Raw genomic sequence first — 16,016 nt, forward strand, 5'->3', positions numbered from 1 at the left:
CTCAAACACTAATTAGTTCTATTCTTTCTTTTCATACTGATCCCGGGGCTCCTGAATGTGAGTTCCAGAAATTACTTTATTTATCTCCTGCCTAAGAGCATACCAGTTCTTATTCGTGTGGCCGGCAATCCAAACTCCATTTTCTTTAGGCTGAAGCCAGATTCTCCGATGATTCCAATACATTCCCTGAATTACACCTAACATAAAAATGGCACCACCTAAGGCAATAAGCGGAAGTGTATGGTCCTTCTTCACCGTAAGCCCTGTTACATCGCGAACATCAAAATTAACAAGACCAATCTTATAGTCGTTCTCTCCACTAGCATCCACGTTGGCACCAATTCCTAGAAAGCTAGTTTCTGCTTCTTCAGAATCAGGAGGGTAAAGAGAAAAGACGAACGCAGGGTTTTTTGGATATTTAGATACGGATACAGGGGCTCCTTCCTGCATTTCATATTCAGGAAAATAATTATTTATCTCTACACGATAGCCGCTATCGAGAGTATATTCATTCTTTGGGTCGGACAAATCTACAGTAAATTCCCCATAGTTTGTATCTTCATTTCCTTTGTCATGAATTTTAAAAGTCATTTCTTTAAACTCATTTAACTGATAACTGGCTTGATAAAGAGCAAAATCATCGAATTTGATCGGATGGTTCATTTTAGCTTGTGTATCTTTCAGTTCTGCTAATTCCGGTTCTTTACCAGGGATAATGTCATCCGTTCGTTCATAAATGACGGCGTTAGTCTGAAATGTTTTTGGAATAGGTCCGCCTTGTTTTTGAATCGCTTCTTTAAATCGAGCATCCGTTTCATCGTCCTCATTATAAGTTTCCAGGATAAAGTCTTTGTTCTTGATATAATATTTGCCTTCTGTTCCTGGAATCATAGAAGTTTCACCTTCACGAACCCATATAAAATCATCAATGTAAAACGCAGGCACAAACCGTAGCAATGACCCTACTAAAAATATAATTAGACCTATATGGTTTACGTACGGCCCCCAACGGGCAAAGCGGTTTTTTTCTGCAAGAATGTGTCCATCCTGTTCATAAATTTTAAATCTTCGCTTTTTCAAATTCTTTTTGTAAAGCTCAAGGTCTATCTGCTCAGTCTCTGTGACCCCAAACACACGCTGTTTTTTCATGAACAATTCATGCCGCTTGGGCTTTTGTCTTTTTAATGTCTTATAAAGAGGAAAAAATCGGTCGATACTGGCAATGACTATTGAAATACCAATCATGGCAATTAATAACATATACCACCATGAACTAAATAAGTTATGAAAACCAAGCTGGTAATAGATTTGTCCAAACATTCCATATTGATCTCTATAGTGTGAAGCTGGATCTACGTTTGGAGGTATGTACATTTCCTGGGGGAGAATGGTACCCACCGCTGAAGCAATTAACGTAAGGACAATCAGCCACACGCCCACTTTAACAGAAGAAAAGAAATTCCAGATTTTGTCCACAATCGTGCGGTTATAAGTTTGAGACCGCCGGGCACTGCCATCGTACCGCATGTTTAGAAGCTTTTTGTCTTCATTGCCATTGATATGCTGATTCCCTTCAATAGGTTTACCACACGCTTCACAAAGAACCGTGCCTTCAGGGTTCACATGGCCGCACTCACATGTAATTTCGTTCATATTAAAACCTCACAATATCAAGTAAACTCTACTCCTCAGGTACAATATTCTGTAAGTGGCCTTCCAATTTACTCAAAGTAAGTGGACCAATTACTTTCTCTACAATTTCACCCTCAGAGTTGATGAATAGTGTCGCAGGCAGATTGCTCACGTTATATAAATCCATAACTTGACCGTTTTTATCTTGTAAAACCGGAAAGCTTAAATTATATTGGTCTATAAAATTCTGTACGACTAATTCAGTGGAATCAAGGTTAACCGCAAGAATTTCTACGCCTTTTTCTTTAAATTCGGGATATAACTTTTCCATATAAGGCATTTCATCCTTACAAGGTCCGCAATAAGTTGCCCAGAAATTAACCATAACTCCTTTACCTTTTAAATCATTTAAGGCCATTGTCTCCCCATCACTTCCAAATTTTTGCAATTGAAAGTTAGGAGCTTGCTCTCCTTTAGCAATAACAGACTTCTCTTCTTTTGCATTAGAAATAAGAGCAAATATAACCAATCCCGCCATTACCGCAAGAATAACTGTACGAAAGACAAGCCTTTTTCTTTTTTTCTTTAGTGTTTGTTCCTTCATATCATTCACTCCCAACTCATTATAACATTGATTGGAATCGGAAAATTTGAACGTTATTCAACATTTTTTTCTGCAAGCTGCCGAAGCTGCTTAACTTCATGAGGTTTTAATGGACGAGAATCTCCAGCATTCATTCCATGTAAATCAAGCGTCCCGTACCTTTCACGCTTAAGTTTGTCGACAGGATAGCCAAGAGCTTCGAACATCCGGCGTACTTGACGATTCTTTCCTTCATGAAGAATAACCTGGATAATCGCACTGTTTTTTTTCGGGTCAGAAGAATTAATCTTGGCGTGCACTGCCTTTAAGTACTCTCCATCAATATTTATTCCCTTTTTTAATTGCTGAAGCTGTTCACGTGAAGGAATTCCTTTTGTTTTCGCAATGTATACTTTATCAACTTCATGCTTTGGATGCATAAGAAGGTTAGCGAATTCGCCGTCATTTGTTAAAAGAAGTAAACCAGAGGTATCGTAATCAAGCCTGCCAATTGGAAAGATCCTCTCATCTACTTCCGGCAGAAAATCGGTCACAACTTTACGGCCTTTATCATCGCTTACACTTGAAATAACGCCACGCGGTTTATAAAGCAAGTAATATACCGGTGCCTCTTTCACGATCGGTACTCCTTCTACCTCAACATCATCATTCGAGCTCACCTTTGTTCCAAGTTCTTTAACTACTTCACCGTTTACTTTAACCTTGCCATCTATAATCATTTGTTCTGCTTTTCTACGAGAAGCTACACCTGCATGGGCGATCACTTTCTGCAGTCTTTCCATTTCAGCCATCCCTGGTCACCAACCTTTTCACTCTTTAATCTATACACAACAGGAAGCCACGCTGAGGTACTCCAGCGCGGCTTGTCAGCTCCTTAACATTATACACATTATAGCTATATTTGCACAAAAAGTCATCCTATCAACTAAATAGGATGACTACAACTATTACAGAAGCTATTATACCAACCATATCGGCCAATAGTCCAACCTTTAAAGCATCCCCCATTTTTTTAATTCCCACCGCTCCAAAATATACCGTGATGATGTATAATGTCGTATCCGTGCTCCCCTGCATGACTGAGGCCAGGTATCCGATAAATGAATCAGGGCCGTATGTTCGAATAAGCTCGGTGGTCATACTTAAAGCCGCCGTACCTGATATAGGACGAATAAATGCCAGAGGGAGGATTTCTTCCGGAAACCCTACAGCCCTTGTAACAGGTTCAAAGATGCTCAAAATTGCTCCCATAGCTCCAGAAGCTTGAAAAATAGCAATCGACACCATCATTCCTAATAAAAAAGGGAGTAAAGTAATAGCAATTTGAATTCCTTCTTTACTGCCTTCTACAAATACTTCATAAGCAGGGACATTTTTCAAGGTTGCTGTAACAAGTACTATTAAAATAATCCCCGGGATTAACCATATGCTGATCATGGTCTCATCAACCTTTTTCTACGATAATAGAAGTACCGATCAATTATAAGAGCAGCACAGGTCGAAATGATAGTTGCCAGAATAGTGGCGCCTACAATGCTGGTTGGATCAGCCGAACCATACTTCATGCGAATGGCAATAACCGTAGTAGGAATTAAAGTAAGAGAGGATGTATTAATAGCTAGTAATGTAATCATTGACCGGCTGGCTTCTTTAGAGTTCGACAACCTTTTAAGTTCGTTCATTGCTTTTAGCCCCATAGGAGTAGCTGCATTTCCCAGACCGAACATGTTAGCTGTCATATTTGAAAGGATGTAACCGAGAGCTGGGTCGTTTTCAGGAATATCAGGAAAGATCTTTCTTACAAAGGGTCTGAATAACTTAGCCAACCCTTTCAGGAGTCCTGCCTCTTCCGCGATTTTCATAAGTCCAAGCCAAAAAATAAGTACTCCGGTAAGACTCAGCGCGATCATTACAGCTTCGTCCAGCGTAGAAAAGATCGCTTTGTTTACAGCCTCCATCGTTCCATTAAAGGCTGCATAAACAATTCCTATAATAGCTAACAGAGCCCAAATTAAGTTGACCACGGCACCACCCCCGTAATCTTACCTAAAAAGCTTTTCATTCCGGATATCACGGACCTTTTTGGTCGTTCATGCCAAACAGAGGCTTGTACGAGCGGAATTTCTCCCGCCTTAAATTGACGCATACCCGCTACATTTTCCTGTTCTACCCCGGTATATCGATAGAATGTAGCTTTCACATTTTCCTTTTCTGCGGCAGTTAACGGAAAGTAAATATCACGAGGTAAGTAATAGCTCTGCCCATTTGTTTCAACTGTACCCTCTGATTGAAGTTTGACCGACTCAAAGTTTTTAAATCCCCATTCAAACATACGTTGATGATCATTCCAATCATCTGGTGCATTTAGCGTTACTGCAATTAATTCCATGCCATCTTTCTCAGCACTGGACACCAGAGTACGTCCTGCTTTCTTTGTAAACCCAGTTTTTCCTCCATTTGCTGGTGCATAGTATTTTGTCAATAATTTATTTTTGTTCATCCAGGCATAATCTCTATTTTCTGAGCGATAAGATTCACTTCCGGTAACTTCTCGAAATGTTTCATTTTTCATCGAGTAAGCCATTAGTAAGGCTAGGTCATAAGCGCTAGATAAGTGCTCTTCCCCGTCCAGTCCGTGCGGATTCTCAAAATTGCTGTTATTCATCCCTAGCCACAGAGCCTTCTCATTCATCATTTGTGTGAAACCTTCCACACTTCCACCTACATGCTCAGCAATTGCCACAGCTGAGTCGTTTCCTGAACGCAGCATTAAACCATAGACTAAATCTTTAAGAGGTATTTTCTCATTCTCGGTTAAATAAATCGAAGAACCTTCTGTATGTACCGCTCTACTGCTTACTTTTACTTTCTCTTCCATCTTCCCTGACTCAATTGCTATAATAGCAGTCATAATTTTAGTAGTACTAGCAATTAGGGATGCCTCATAAGCATCTTTTTCATATAAGACGCGGCCTGATTCAGAATCCAGTAATACCGCATGCTCAGCAGAAACGGACAGGTTTGGATTTGCCTGAACTGGTTTAATTATAAGAAGTGATGTAACCATTGCTAAACATAAAGAAGATAATATAAGCTTTTTCACCGGGGGACCTCCCTGTTTTCGTCATTTGATTTACCTTATGCTTCCCGGTACAAGCTTATGAGTACTAGAAACCTGCAACTAATAATCAAGCTTCTTAAGCTAGAGAACTGAAGAAGGACCCATTTTACTCTTAGAGTGTAAAATGCTTTTCTAAAGTTTATTGTTGATTCTTCATAAAAGACTTCATACACAATAAGGCCGGATTGCTTAAGACTCCGTTTCCAGACAAATCACTTCTGTTTCAAAGGTCGAAGAAAATTATATACATGTATTAGATGGGTATGGAAAAAAGTGATGGAACCATAAATAATTACTTGAAATAATCATGTTAAGATAGTTGGATACATTCACAATAATATGTACGAGCCTAAACCCATAAAAATGCGGCTTCACCTCTAAAGTTTTAGAGATGAAACCGCTTAGGTATGCATGGTAATTTACTCTATTTATTTAACAGATAGAGGCCGCTTAATATAAATCGTCCTCTTTTCTCATGAAATAAAATTCTATTCTTCAGTTGCAGTGAAATTACCGAAAAAAAGGTCCGCTTCTTCCTCTACATTTTCTGCTTCTGTAAGTTCTGAAAGCGGCGGTAGCTCACTCAACGAGGTAAGTCCGAAATAGATTAAGAAATCCTTCGTCGTACCAAAGAGTACAGGACGTCCTATAGCTTCTTTTCTTCCTTTTTCCTCTATTAATCCTCTGTTAACAAGGGTCTGCACTGCTCGATCACTTTTTACTCCTCGAAGATCATCAATCTCTATCCTTGTAATAGGCTGCTGGTAAGCAACAATGGCAAGCGTTTCAAGAGCGGCCTGGGAGAGGCGGGTATTACCCGGCGAATCTATCATTCGCTTATAGTAAGAGGCGTGTTCAGGTTTGGTGGTCAAGTGCAGAACCCCATGCGAATCCATGATCGTAACGCCTCTGTGAGGGCTCTGGTAATCCTGTTTTAATTCTTCTACTATATCATTTAACTCTTTTTGGCTTATTTCGAGAAGGGTACTTATTTTTTTACGGGTTAAGCCTTCATCACCGGAGGCGAACAGTAGTCCTTCTACGATAGCTTTGTACTCCTCTAACTCCATGGGGCATCCTCCATTTTAAATACAATTAATTCTTCAAAGTGCTGCTGCTGCACACAAACAATGTCATTACTTTTCATCAATTCCAGGATAGCCATAAAGGTAACGACTATGTGCGGACGAGATCGTTTTTTAAATAACTGATAAAAGGAGGTTCCACCTTCTTGCAAATCAACTTGAGTCAAAATTTCTTCCATTCTCATTTGAATGGGGACTTCATCCCTTTTTATTTTAGTTTCTTGAACTTCTTCATTTGCGTTACTTCTTGAAAGCATTTTACTCATTGCATGAATCATATCATAAATAGACGCTTCTCCAGGCTTAATAGGAGGGGCCTCTCCTTGAACTTCTTCCTGGCGCATAGGAGGCCGAGTGTATATTCTATTTGCTTCTACTTCTTTTTCTTTTAATCCTTCAGCTGCCTGTTTATATTTACGGTATTCAATTAGTTTTCTCATAAGATCTTCACGAGGATCTTCTTCTAAGCCTTCGTCATCAGCTTCCTCAAGGGTTGGATTAGGCAATAGCATCTGACTTTTTATGGCTAGCAGCGAAGCCGCCATCACTAAGTATTCACTGGCAAGGTCCAACTCCAATTCTCTCATCGTATGAATATAATTCATATACTGATCGGTTATTTTAGAAACAGGGATATCGTAAATATCGATTTCATAACGATTCACTAGATGTAAAAGAAGATCCAGAGGTCCTTCAAATCCATCTACTTTAACTTGATAGCTTTTATTCATCGTATTCTTCCTTTATTATTATCAATTGACGATTATCATCGTATCAAAAATTGTTAAGTAAGTGAATTATACACTAAGGCTTGTTGTACTGTTCATCGGTCGTTTACAATAATTATTGAAGTGAAAATTTGCGGAGGTATCCTGTATGTACCCTGAGAAATATATAGTGTTCTTAGCTCATTTTCATGGGACTAGAGATTATTTTGAATGCCATGAAGTGCTGGAAGAACATTGGAAATCAGTTGAACCTAAGAACCGTTCATCTGTGTGGGTTTTACTCATACAAATAGCTGTTTGTTTATACCATTACCGGAGGGGTAATCTTCGAGGAGCGCTCACCCTTATAAATAGATGCCTGGAAAAGCTTGAACCTAACATTATTCATATCGAAAATATAGGTATCTCTTTTTCTTTATTATCCAATAAACTAGAAGAAATGAAAACAAAAATTGAAAGAGGATCTGCTTACAAGAGTATGAACCTTCCTATTAAGGATGAACAGTTGATGAAAGAGGTTCAAATATTATGCGAAAAATGGAATGTAGTTTATGGAAGCCCGAGTAATTTACAAAATAACTATTTGATTCATAAACATAAATTAAGAAAAAAATAAAAATGACCACAAATAAAGGAGATGTCTATGGACATCTCCTTTCCTATACTTGTGAAGAAGGTCTTTGTGTTTCACACTTTATCACAAATGACTCCGTTGTTTGATCTGCACAAATTTCGTACTGACTTCCGTAATTCTCTTGAATACGATGGATCATTTGTCTGCCAATACCTGAGTTTCTGTGGGATGGATTTACAGATACATGCTGAATTACCACTTTCCGACCTTCTACTCGAATTCCAATGGTCCCAAGAATATCTTCTTCTTTCCATAAGAATAAATTCCAATTTTCATTCGTCTCATATTCTTTAATGATTCCTTGAAGCATTTTCAAATCTGATACCTCAGGCATAAAGGACAAAAGACCCATTGCAATCTTTTCAAATGTTTTTTTATATCGAATTAACATAGTTACCCCTCAATTATGAAAATAACTTTTCTTAATCTTTTCTATAGAACGGCGTCGCTAATCCTGTAAAGCCATGGATATTTTACACCAGCAATGCACTACTGCACAATACCAAACCAGTAGTAGATGCCCCAGGCAAATCCTAGGACAAGCAGAAAAATAAACAGTGTCCAATTCTTCTTTCTCATTCAGTTTCCCCCGGAATCTTTGGTTTCACATACAAAACATAGAATAACAAATTCACTTGAAGATGCAACCTTTTAAAACTTGGCCGACCTAAAGTATTGAAAAAATCGATAGCCATCTGATTTTATACCTTTGATATAAAAGGGAAAGCTATTCGTTATGGCAAGGTATCCATTGAACAAGCAGAAATAAAAGAATCCTTCCGGTTGTTCTGTCACTGGACGCAGAAAAAGCAGAGAAGCCACTACTCCGTTTAACAGAGGGCCCCCTATACTTATCCAGGCTTTCTCTTTAAACGAAAAAGATGGAGTCTTCTCATTGATAGAGTGACCGCCGTTAAAGAAAAATAGACGCACATACACTTGCAGTTTTCCAACACGGAATTTGTATATCAGCCTGCCAGCTCCTATTATAATATAGGATTTTTCAGCACGAAAAATCATTGCGAACAGGACATGACCCATTTCATGTATAAATAGACCAAGCGGGGCTATTAAGAAGAGCAGGAGAATAACATCGAGAACCATGAATGCCTTCCTTTATTGGACTATTTGTCTTCGACTCTAACCTTGTGCATAACATCACCAGGACGAACTCGGTCCACTGTATCGACACCTTCAATTACCTGTCCAAATACCGTATGACGTCCATCTAAATGCGGTTGTGGAGAATGACAGACAAAGAATTGACTTCCTCCCGTATCTTTACCCGCATGAGCCATGGATAGAGTACCTCTCTTATGTTTATGAGGATTGCCTTCTGTCTCACATTTGATCGTATATCCCGGTCCTCCCGTTCCATTTCCATTAGGATCTCCGCCTTGAATAACGAAATCGGGGATGACACGGTGGAAGGTCAATCCATCATAAAATTCACTATTAGCAAGTTTTTCAAAGTTTTCTACCGTTCCAGGAGCTGCCTCATCATATAATTCTATTAGCATTTTTTCTCCATTTTCAAATTCAATAGTTGCTTGTTTCATTACTTTCTACCCCTCTCTGCGCAAATAAGATAAATCTAATCTTGTCATTTCCTGATAACTTTCTCTTCGGACAACCAACTGATGGCTGCCATTCTCCACAAAAACTACAGCAGGCTTTTGAAAGCGATTGTAATTGTTTGCCATAGAATAACCATACGCTCCCGTACTAAAAACTGCAAGTAAATCCTTATGTTCAACTTTCGGAAGTTCAGTATCCCAGATAAGCATATCTCCTGATTCACAGCATTTACCAGCAATAGCATATTCTTGATAACTTTGTTCCTTCATTTTATTAGCTAAAACAGCTTCGTACTTAGCTTGATAAAGTGCTGGACGGATATTATCTGTCATTCCTCCATCCACGGAGACATAAGTTCTAATTCCGGGTACATCTTTAATCGACCCCACAGTATATAAAGTAATTCCAGCTTCCCCTACGATTGCCCTGCCTGGTTCTATCCAAATTTCAGGAATAGGATAATTGTAACGGGCAGATAGATCCTTTACTTCCTTTATTAAGGAATGAGCATATTGATCCAGTTCTAAAGGTTGATCTTCTTCGGTATATTGAATACCAAATCCTCCCCCTAGATTTAAGACGGAAGCTTCGTATTCATACTTTTCCGACCATTCATTCAAAGCTGAAAATAATTTTCGGGCAGCCATTTCAAATCCACTTGTCTCAAATATTTGCGAACCAATATGGCAGTGGAGCCCTTTCATGTTTATTCGACTTGCTTCCCTAACTTTTAGAAAAGCTTCTTCTGCTTGTCCACTGGACAAATCAAACCCGAATTTAGAATCCTCCTGACCAGTCAGGATGTAATCATGGGTATGAGCTTCGATTCCTGGGGTTACACGCAGCAGAACGTCCATACCCTTTTGCTGTTCTTGTAGTATAGCGTGCAGCAATTCAATTTCATAAAAGTTGTCAACCACGATACAGCCTATATTATTCTCAACCGCCATTTCCAGTTCCTGTATACTTTTATTATTTCCATGCATGTGAATCTTTTCAGCAGGAAAGCCAGACTCAAGAGCCGTATGGAGCTCCCCTTCTGATACCACGTCAAGACTCAGTCCTTCTTGGTGAGCCACTTCAAGCATAGCGATTGATGAAAACGCCTTGCTCGCATAAGCTACCTGTGCAGGTATGTCATAATCTTTAAAGGTATTTACGAACGCTCTGGCATTTGCTCGTATTTTATCTACATCATATACATATAAAGGAGTTCCATACTGTTCGGCTAAGTCTTGTGCCGGAATGCCGCCGATTAGCAGCGCTCCTCGCTGATCTGTTTCGTAATTCATAGAAAACCACCGCCTTTTGTAGCTCTTAAAAAGAAAATGCTCCTTCATAAAAGGAACATTTCTCAAGTTGATTTATTTTAATTTATCACATTGATAAAGAACCGGCAATATAATTACGACCTTTGTCTCTGATTATTCTGGGGATGAACAATGCTCGGTCTTACTTTCAAGGAAGGCATGGACATCCGTAAAACAATCTGAAGAGCTGCTTTAGCGTTAAATGGTAGGAAAGGCCAGAGGTAAGGAGTATTTAAAGATTTAGTATGAGCAAGTATTATAATATACAGGGTCATACCAATCATAAATCCTTTTATACCAAATATAGCGACAAATATGACAAGCAGAACGCGGGACATTTTATTCGCGACAGAAAGCTCGTAGCTGGGAGTAGCGTAAGAGCCTATAGCACTGACAGCGACATATAATATTACTTCGGGTACAAACATCCCCACATCAATAGCAATTTGCCCTATCAATACGGCAGCAATTAATCCCATGGCCGTGGATAAAGGCGTAGGTGTATGGATCGCTGCAATCCTAAGCATCTCCAACCCTAAATCCGCTAATAAAATTTGTACGATTACTGGCATGGTGCTTTCCTCATTAGGTCCAATAAATGATAACTGAGCGGGTAATAAGTCCGGCTGCATAACAAATAGCATCCAGAGAGGCAGTAAAAATACAGACGCAAATATCCCGAAAAAACGTACCCACCTTACAAATGTGCCTACCGCTGGTGATTGGCGAAACTCTTCAGCATGCTGGACATGATGAAAATAAGTAGTTGGAGTAATAATCATACTCGGGGACGTATCCACCATAATTACGACATGACCTTCAAATAAGTGAGCAGCTGTTACATCTGGCCTTTCCGAGTACCTTACGAGAGGAAATGGGTTCCTTCCTTGATGAACGAGAAATTCTTCTAGCGTTTTGTCAGCCATGGAGAGCCCATCAATCTCAATATTTTTTATTTCCTCCTTAATAAGCTTGACAAGTCCCGGATCAGCTACATCCTGAATATACGACAAGCATATATCAGTTTTTGAACGCTCCCCTACCTGCATAATTTCATGCCTCAAACGTTCATCACGAATTCGTCTTCTAGTTAGTGCCGTATTTTCAATAATATTTTCTGTATAACCATCTCGCGATCCGCGTATAACTTTCTCTGTGTCGGGTTCCTCTGGTGTTCTTCCAGGGTACGACCGAACATCAACGATAAAAGCTTCTGTTTCACCCTGTACAAAAATTACAATTAAACCAGATAATAATTGAGTTATGCATTTCTCAATTGAAGGAACGACTTCAACTTGCTGGTGAGGGATCTCATCTTTGATTTGCTGAAAAACCGAGCGCTTTTCGCTTTCACTTTCAAGTTCATTCATTTCAAACAACTGTCTCATTAATTCCACAATAATAGGCGTTTCACATAATCCAGTAACGTAGTAAAGATTAATTTCATGATTTAATAGGTTTAATGTACGGAAGCCTATATCAAATGATTGATCGACACCCACTCGTTCATTCATTACTTTACGATTTTGTTCTAGTTTCATCACAATTGGTGTGTTGCCCGGTTTACTCAAAGATGTCACCTCCCTAATTAATTTCTATCCTTTCGGTTTAAAAATGACAGCCACGATAAAACCGAATAATATAGCTGAGGCTATTCCTGCTGAGGTTAACTCAAAAATCCCGATAGCTATACCTATAATGCCATGTTCATCCGCTTGTTCCATAGCTCCATGTAAAAGGGAATGACCGAAACTTGTAATTGGCACCGTGGCACCTGCCCCCGCAAATTCAATCAAATTATCATAAAGGTCAAATGCATCGAGTACGGCACCGGCTACAACGAAAGAGGACATGACATGAGCAGGCGTTAATTTCGCTAAGTCAAGTAATAGCTGCCCGATAACACAGATTCCTCCACCTACTACAAAGGCCCATAAAAAATTCATTAAGAGGTTTCTCCCTTCGTTAAAACTACAGCATGAGCGATACCAGGGATAGATTCTTTCTGTTGTATCATCATTGGACTCATTAAAGCTCCAGTCGCGACAACTAATATACGCTTATAAGTACCCAGCTTTAAATCATCCAGTAATTTTCCATAAGTGACGACAGCCGAGCATGCACATCCACTTCCTCCGCTGAAGACGGGCTGGTCACTGTGATAAACCATTAAACCACAATCCTTATGAACGGGTGTAATGTCATACCCATCCTGCTTCATTAAATCACGTAAAATCGGAGTTCCTATTGAAGATAAATCACCGGTAGCAATGACGTCATAATCTTCTGGCACCCTTCCCATATCTTCCAGATGCGTTTTAATTGTATCCCACGCAGCGGGAGCCATAGCTGATCCCATATCAAATGGATCTTTAATTTTGTAATCCATGACTTTACCAATAGTAGCTGCCTCAATTTTCACCGGAGAAGGCGCCTTGGATACTAACGCTGCTCCGCTGCCTGTTACCGTAAAGGTAGCCGTCTTAGGTTTTTGACCGCCATATTCAGTCGGGTATCTAAACTGCCTTTCTGCTGTAGCGTTGTGTGAGCTTACAGCCACCAACGCCTGTTTTGAGTAGCCAGATTCTACTAAAGCCGCTGCTGTAGCTAAAGTTTCCATGCTGGTAGAGCAGGCACCGAACATACCAATTAAAGGAATGCCTAATTGTCTGGCAACATAGTTACCTGTAACGTTTTGGTTCAATAAATCTCCTGCTAAAAATAAATCCACATTTGATTCATCTGTTCCTGCTTTTTGAAGACAGGAATGGACAGCATCTATCATCAACCGACGTTCCGCAAGCTCCCAGTTTTCTTCTCCGCAGTGAAGATCATCATGAACTCGATCAAAAGTGCTGCTGAGTGGTCCCTGTCCTTCTAAAGGACCTACTGCGGTACCTGTAGACTGTATATAAACTGGATTAGTAAAAGACCATGATTGCACTCCGGTTTTTCCCATAGTGTATTCCTCCTAAAAAATAAGCGACCAAAGATAACGTAATATACCTAGGACATAAGCTGCTACTACTCCAAACACAATGACAGATCCAGCCAGTTTAAATAAGTTTGTGGCTACACCTAGCACCAGTCCCTCACTCTTATGTTCAAGCGCTGCAGATGTAATGGAATTGGCAAATCCTGTAACCGGAACAGCCGAACCCGCACCAGCAAACTGACCCAGTTTATCGTAAACCCCAAAGCCTGTAGCCAGTGCAGACAAAAGTATTAATGTAGCTACAGTCGGGTTACCTGCATCCTTTTCGGAGTAATCAAACCAATGAACGTACATTTCTGTAATTAATTCTCCCAGCACACATATCAGCCCACCGATAATAAAAGCCTTAATTACATTTAGTACATAAGGAGGTTTAGGTTGATAAGTTTTACTCGCCTTTTCGTAATTCTGTTCGTTCAGTTTTTGTTTGTCCAAGACATATACCTCCTCTATTTTATAAGTGGTTATCGAACAAAAATCAGCCACTGAAAAAGTGACCCAGCAATTTTACCTAGCACGAGAGCCATAAGCAGAGTAAACAAAAAACCATCTACACCGACTCTTTTAAATAAAAGTGGAAATACATTCAATACTTCTGTTAATGCAGCTGCCAGCATTCCAATAAAGATTCCATGAAAAAGACCCCAGATGACGAGACCAATGATCGAGACTTGTATGGGACCATCTCCAAACGATAAGTAAATTCCAAAGAATACTCCCAGAATTACCGCTGCCTCATAAAGGCGCAGCTTAGACTCTGAGTGACTTAGCTGCATTAATCGAGGTACAATCCCTAATACAGTTAAAAAAGCAACGAAACCGGTCCCCACAGCTATACCTGAGGCAAGCCCGATAAGTGCTTCAATGATCTGCATCCTGTTTTTCCACCTTGTTTTCTTTTACAGCTACGTACCGATCTAAATCTTGCTGATAATTGAAGATTTCTACTTCCATTGGACTCGGTTCTTCGTTAAAACGTTTTTGAAACCAATGATTAAAGAACAGGATCATCCCTATGCCAAGTCCCAGAGAATAAGGAACTTGAATCCATAACGGGTGTTCTTTCTCTTCTCCAGTAAGCATAAAATGGAGTTTTTGCTGTACAGACTCCATGCTTACGTCATAATGAAAGTTCATAATGGCCATGGCTGCCCCGATAAAAAGAAGCAGCCAAATTCCTGAAATCAGTAAAAGAGAAGGCTGCTTTTTATGCTTTTCAATGTGAACCACACATTGGCTCGGACCGAGCAGTTCTACTTCTACTTGGGGAAACTTAGAAAGAACTTGTTCAATAATCATGAAACCATCAATAACTACTATGTTTTGGTCATCAGCTTTAACTTTGTGAACAACCATATTGGGTAACACAGTCTCGTAACGTCTGGATCCAGTGATACGGGCTATATCTCCTAATCGTATCGTCGATAAAGGGTCTGTATTAATCGATTGTTTGATACGGATATAAACAGGAGTCGTCATAATTTCGCCTCCCTGTCTGTGGCTTACGCTTATTATGTGTGCGATTGGAAAAAAACATACAATTGCACACAATAAAAAAACTGCGCTCTTATTGAACGCAGTTTAACTCGTATCATTCATCGTCTGTTTCATATCAGCCAATATTTTTTTCTCAAGCCTTGAAACCTGCACCTGGGAAATACCTAAGCGTTCGGCTACTTCCGTTTGTGTTTGATCTTTATAGTAACGCAAGTAGATAATCAGACGTTCCCTTTTTTCAAGCCTGCTTAATACATCCTGCAAAGTTATTTGATCAAACCAGTTATCTTCCTCATCTGCGATTTGATCTACAAGCGTGATGGGATCTCCTTCATTTTCATAAACCGTTTCATATATAGATTGTGGAGATCGTCCAACTTCCTCCGCCTGGACGATTTCCTCTCTCGTCATCCCTAGAGCTTCAGCCAATTCATTCACTGTAGGCGATCGTCCATAAATCTTCATTAATTCCTCTTTTTTTCCTCTGACTTTATGGTTCAATTCTTTTAAACTTCGACTGACCTTAACGGTACCGTCATCACGAATAAATCGTTGAATCTCTCCAATAATCATAGGAACAGCATAGGTTGAAAAACGGACATCATAACTCAGGTCAAATTTATCAATTGATTTGAGCAAGCCTATACAGCCAATTTGATAAAGGTCGTCTTGATCATATCCTCTTCGTAAGTAACGTTGCACAACCGACCATACCAATCGGGTGTTTTTTTCTACTAAAAAATCCCGTGCATCCTGGTCACCTGCTTGACTTCTACGAATCAGTTCTTTGACGTTATGGTCAGATAAGCGTTCTTTTGTAGTATCACTCATA

20 protein-coding genes are annotated in these 16,016 nt (G+C 39.6%); 1 reads left to right on the forward strand and 19 read right to left on the reverse strand.

The window, feature by feature from the left end:
* Window positions 1-18 precede the first annotated feature (18 nt).
* From LCM11_RS02150 to LCM11_RS02185, 8 genes are all read right to left on the reverse strand, one after another.
* Window positions 19-1,653 (reverse strand): cytochrome c biogenesis protein ResB, encoded by a 1,635-nt coding sequence (locus LCM11_RS02150; RefSeq protein WP_224892635.1) that lies wholly within the window; start codon window positions 1,651-1,653, stop codon window positions 19-21.
* A 28-nt stretch (window positions 1,654-1,681) separates the two neighbouring features.
* Complete coding sequence (gene resA / locus LCM11_RS02155; RefSeq protein ID WP_224892636.1) at window positions 1,682-2,236, reverse strand: thiol-disulfide oxidoreductase ResA; 555 nt, start codon at window positions 2,234-2,236, stop codon at window positions 1,682-1,684.
* Between the two features lie 53 nt (window positions 2,237-2,289).
* On the reverse strand, window positions 2,290-3,018 hold the full coding sequence (locus LCM11_RS02160; protein ID WP_224892637.1) for a pseudouridine synthase: 729 nt from the start codon (window positions 3,016-3,018) through the stop codon (window positions 2,290-2,292).
* 139 nt (window positions 3,019-3,157) lie between these two features.
* A complete protein-coding gene (locus LCM11_RS02165; RefSeq protein ID WP_224892638.1) occupies window positions 3,158-3,673 on the reverse strand; it encodes a spore maturation protein in 516 nt (171 codons plus the stop codon).
* Window positions 3,670-4,260, reverse strand: coding sequence for a nucleoside recognition domain-containing protein (locus LCM11_RS02170; RefSeq protein ID WP_224892639.1), 591 nt, complete (start codon window positions 4,258-4,260; stop codon window positions 3,670-3,672). Before LCM11_RS02170 ends, LCM11_RS02165 begins: the two co-directional genes overlap by 4 nt.
* Complete coding sequence (locus LCM11_RS02175) at window positions 4,248-5,339, reverse strand: D-alanyl-D-alanine carboxypeptidase family protein (RefSeq protein ID WP_412098122.1); 1,092 nt, start codon at window positions 5,337-5,339, stop codon at window positions 4,248-4,250. Before LCM11_RS02175 ends, LCM11_RS02170 begins: the two co-directional genes overlap by 13 nt.
* Window positions 5,340-5,845: 506 nt before the next feature.
* Window positions 5,846-6,427, reverse strand: coding sequence for an SMC-Scp complex subunit ScpB (scpB, locus tag LCM11_RS02180; protein ID WP_224892640.1), 582 nt, complete (start codon window positions 6,425-6,427; stop codon window positions 5,846-5,848).
* Window positions 6,418-7,173 (reverse strand): segregation/condensation protein A, encoded by a 756-nt coding sequence (locus LCM11_RS02185; RefSeq protein WP_224892641.1) that lies wholly within the window; start codon window positions 7,171-7,173, stop codon window positions 6,418-6,420. The genes scpB and LCM11_RS02185 overlap by 10 nt, the downstream gene beginning before the upstream one ends.
* Window positions 7,174-7,318: 145 nt before the next feature.
* Here LCM11_RS02185 and LCM11_RS02190 point away from each other — a divergent pair, with 145 nt between their 5' ends.
* Window positions 7,319-7,786, forward strand: coding sequence for a DUF309 domain-containing protein (locus tag LCM11_RS02190; protein ID WP_224892642.1), 468 nt, complete (start codon window positions 7,319-7,321; stop codon window positions 7,784-7,786).
* Between the two features lie 43 nt (window positions 7,787-7,829).
* On the opposite strand, the gene LCM11_RS02195 is transcribed toward LCM11_RS02190, so the two are convergent.
* From LCM11_RS02195 to sigF, 11 genes are all read right to left on the reverse strand, one after another.
* Window positions 7,830-8,195 (reverse strand): GNAT family N-acetyltransferase, encoded by a 366-nt coding sequence (locus LCM11_RS02195; RefSeq protein WP_224892643.1) that lies wholly within the window; start codon window positions 8,193-8,195, stop codon window positions 7,830-7,832.
* Between the two features lie 260 nt (window positions 8,196-8,455).
* Window positions 8,456-8,908: a site-2 protease family protein gene (locus LCM11_RS02200; protein WP_224892644.1), complete on the reverse strand. Its 453-nt coding sequence runs from the start codon at window positions 8,906-8,908 to the stop codon at window positions 8,456-8,458.
* Window positions 8,909-8,928: 20 nt separating this feature from the next.
* Window positions 8,929-9,363 carry a peptidylprolyl isomerase gene (locus LCM11_RS02205; RefSeq protein WP_224892645.1) on the reverse strand — a complete coding sequence of 145 codons (435 nt, stop codon included), beginning with the start codon at window positions 9,361-9,363 and terminating at the stop codon, window positions 8,929-8,931.
* Window positions 9,364-9,369: 6 nt separating this feature from the next.
* Entirely contained in the window at window positions 9,370-10,674 is a 1,305-nt protein-coding gene (gene lysA, locus LCM11_RS02210) for a diaminopimelate decarboxylase (protein WP_224892646.1), read from the reverse strand.
* 113 nt (window positions 10,675-10,787) lie between these two features.
* Entirely contained in the window at window positions 10,788-12,263 is a 1,476-nt protein-coding gene (locus LCM11_RS02215) for a spore germination protein (RefSeq protein ID WP_412098123.1), read from the reverse strand.
* 24 nt (window positions 12,264-12,287) lie between these two features.
* Window positions 12,288-12,638 carry a stage V sporulation protein AE gene (gene spoVAE / locus LCM11_RS02220; protein ID WP_224892647.1) on the reverse strand — a complete coding sequence of 117 codons (351 nt, stop codon included), beginning with the start codon at window positions 12,636-12,638 and terminating at the stop codon, window positions 12,288-12,290.
* Window positions 12,638-13,651 carry a stage V sporulation protein AD gene (spoVAD, locus tag LCM11_RS02225; protein ID WP_224892648.1) on the reverse strand — a complete coding sequence of 338 codons (1,014 nt, stop codon included), beginning with the start codon at window positions 13,649-13,651 and terminating at the stop codon, window positions 12,638-12,640. Before spoVAD ends, spoVAE begins: the two co-directional genes overlap by 1 nt.
* A gap of 12 nt (window positions 13,652-13,663) precedes the next feature.
* Window positions 13,664-14,122: a stage V sporulation protein AC gene (gene spoVAC, locus LCM11_RS02230; RefSeq protein ID WP_224892649.1), complete on the reverse strand. Its 459-nt coding sequence runs from the start codon at window positions 14,120-14,122 to the stop codon at window positions 13,664-13,666.
* 29 nt (window positions 14,123-14,151) lie between these two features.
* Window positions 14,152-14,562, reverse strand: a complete 411-nt coding sequence (locus tag LCM11_RS02235; protein WP_089750204.1) for a stage V sporulation protein AB — start codon at window positions 14,560-14,562, stop codon at window positions 14,152-14,154.
* Window positions 14,549-15,166 carry a stage V sporulation protein AA gene (locus LCM11_RS02240; RefSeq protein WP_089750206.1) on the reverse strand — a complete coding sequence of 206 codons (618 nt, stop codon included), beginning with the start codon at window positions 15,164-15,166 and terminating at the stop codon, window positions 14,549-14,551. Before LCM11_RS02240 ends, LCM11_RS02235 begins: the two co-directional genes overlap by 14 nt.
* Window positions 15,167-15,268: 102 nt before the next feature.
* The gene (sigF, locus tag LCM11_RS02245; RefSeq protein ID WP_224892650.1) at window positions 15,269-16,015 is read right to left on the reverse strand and encodes an RNA polymerase sporulation sigma factor SigF; all 747 of its coding nucleotides are present in this window, start codon (window positions 16,013-16,015) and stop codon (window positions 15,269-15,271) included.
* Window position 16,016: the final 1 nt, after the last annotated feature.

This window comes from Halobacillus halophilus (genome assembly GCF_020171985.1).
Classification (GTDB): domain Bacteria; phylum Bacillota; class Bacilli; order Bacillales; family Halobacillaceae; genus Halobacillus; species Halobacillus halophilus_A.